The following is a 1,935-nucleotide window of genomic DNA, read 5'->3' on the forward strand; positions in this document are numbered from 1 at the left end:
AGTCGACGGGGAAACTGCTGGGATAACGCCCCTATGGAGCGGTTCTTCCGGAGCCTGAAGACCGAATGGGTGCCGACGAAGGGCTATAACAGCTTCAGCGAAGCCCAGGGCGCGATAATCCACTATATAACGGGATATTACAGCGCTATCAGGCCCCATTGGTATAACGGTGGTCTGACGCCCAACAAATCTGAGCGGCTGTAGTACTTACAGTCTAATGCTGTGGCCAAGTCTTTGAAAGATAAGACCTTTCAATAACACGAAAGGCTAACTCATCAATACCTTTGCAACAGTGCCTTTTATCCGGGGCTGGTCAGTGGGTCATTTTGGTGCGTTTCTAGTGGGAATGGGCGGATCTGTTACATTGTAATGCTTTCCAAGCATCTATCTTGCTGCAAGATTGCTGTACTCAAGATTTTATTTTGCAATCTTGCAGCAAGCTGATAGGTTATTGCAAGATAGAAGTAGCTCTGAAGTATGGGGCTTTTCAAATTATTTGCTGCAATCTAGCAGCAAGAATAGAGGTAAATATGGCCTGGATTGTTGCATTCATATCCCAGAAAGGTGGCGTGGGTAAAAGCACTCAGGCCAGGGCTCTGGCCCGAGAGGCTACGGCTGGAGATATCAAGACCAAGTTAGGAGATTTGGATCTGGAACAGGCATCAAGTTTCGAATGGCATCGTCGTCGACTGGCTGCCGGATTGTCACCTGCTGCTTCCGTCGAGGTCTTCTCCACTGCTCAGCAGGCCATCGCTGCAGCAGGAGATGTAGACCTCCTTATTATTGACGGTCCTGCAAGAGCAAGTAAGGGTACATCAGAAATTTCGAAGATTGCCGATCTTATTGTACAGCCGACAGGAGCCTCACTCGACGATTTGGTACCGGCTATAAAAGTCTTCAATGCCCTGATAAAGGAAGGGATACCCCGTTCAAAACTGGTGTTTTCTTTAAGCCGTGTCGGAACCAATGCGGAAGAGGCTGATGCACGTGGATATATCGCCGAGGCAGGGTATGAAATTCTAGCCGGATGCCTTTTTGAGCGCCCAGCATATAGAAAAGCCATGAATGCCGGACTTGCCGTGACCGAAACCCGTTACAAGGGGCTGAACGAAAGGGCCGAAGAGCTTATCCAGGCTATGATCGACAAAATAGGAGAATAAAATTGGCAGATGTTTCCAAACTCAGATCAAAACGCCCCGGTGGTTTAGGTAGTCCTCCTGGCCCGGATGATGTTGCAACCAGCCTTAATGCACCTGAACTTGCTCCAGCAGTCCAGGTTACAAATGTTAAAACGGTGGTTGGGGAAAATTCCGACGAGCCTTATGTCCGCCGTGACGGTCGTTCTGCACGGAAGACGAACCGTACGCTTGCTTTCGCAACAAGGGTTACACCTGAATTTGATAAAGAGGTTCGTGATATCGCGGATCGTGAGGACCTGAAACTGGTTGAGGTTCTCGAAAAGTCCGTAGAAGCCTACAAAGAGAAGATGGGATATTAAAAATAATTGCAGCATGATAGCTGCAATTATTTTATAAAAGCAATCTTGCAGCAAGATCTAATCTATCATTATGCTAGCTTACTGCAAGAATAAAAGGTATATTACTCAAAATGAGTAACTGGGTGTTTAATTGAAAACTCAAATTGAGTTCTAAAAGGGGGTAAAATGAAGCTATTCTGTGATGACGGCTCTACTACCATTAAGCTGGCATGGTATGAAGGAAAGCAGCTAAGAACTTCATTGTCAGCTAATTTTCAGGCTTGATGGTTAGGAGATTGAATCGCCTCTTCTGATAGCATCCAACCATGGATGTCAGAACGAACTACCCTTTGATGCTGCGGCCGTGCGTAGATTTAAGTATGAAAATGCAGTTTTTGTCGTGTTTTTAATCGGATAGCCATTTTTCAGGCACACTAATCCGGCTCAGGCATCCGCAA

4 protein-coding genes are annotated in these 1,935 nt (G+C 46.5%); all 4 read left to right on the top strand.

Annotated features, from left to right (window positions below):
- The coding region (locus BBW68_RS00985; protein ID WP_070133629.1) for an integrase core domain-containing protein at nt 1-204 on the top strand (204 nt) is incomplete at its 5' end.
- A 326-nt stretch (nt 205-530) separates the two neighbouring features.
- Nucleotides 531-1,160 carry a ParA family protein gene (locus tag BBW68_RS00990; RefSeq protein ID WP_070133630.1) on the top strand — a complete coding sequence of 210 codons (630 nt, stop codon included), beginning with the start codon at nt 531-533 and terminating at the stop codon, nt 1,158-1,160.
- 2 nt (nt 1,161-1,162) lie between these two features.
- Nucleotides 1,163-1,498: a hypothetical protein gene (locus BBW68_RS18610; protein ID WP_070133631.1), complete on the top strand. Its 336-nt coding sequence runs from the start codon at nt 1,163-1,165 to the stop codon at nt 1,496-1,498.
- 165 nt (nt 1,499-1,663) lie between these two features.
- Complete coding sequence (gene parM, locus BBW68_RS20420) at nt 1,664-1,762, top strand: plasmid segregation protein ParM domain-containing protein (protein WP_148127487.1); 99 nt, start codon at nt 1,664-1,666, stop codon at nt 1,760-1,762.
- Nucleotides 1,763-1,935 lie beyond the last annotated feature (173 nt).

Origin of the sequence: Candidatus Erwinia dacicola (assembly GCF_001756855.1) — a bacterium.
GTDB lineage: Bacteria > Pseudomonadota > Gammaproteobacteria > Enterobacterales > Enterobacteriaceae > Erwinia > Erwinia dacicola.

Excerpts from the sequence above, each read along its gene's own strand:
- BBW68_RS00990 (WP_070133630.1), top strand. The coding sequence starts at position 531 with ATGGCCTGGATTGTTGCATTCATATCCCAGAAAGGTGGCGTGGGTAAA.
- parM (WP_148127487.1), top strand. The coding sequence starts at position 1,664 with ATGAAGCTATTCTGTGATGACGGCTCTACTACCATTAAGCTGGCATGG.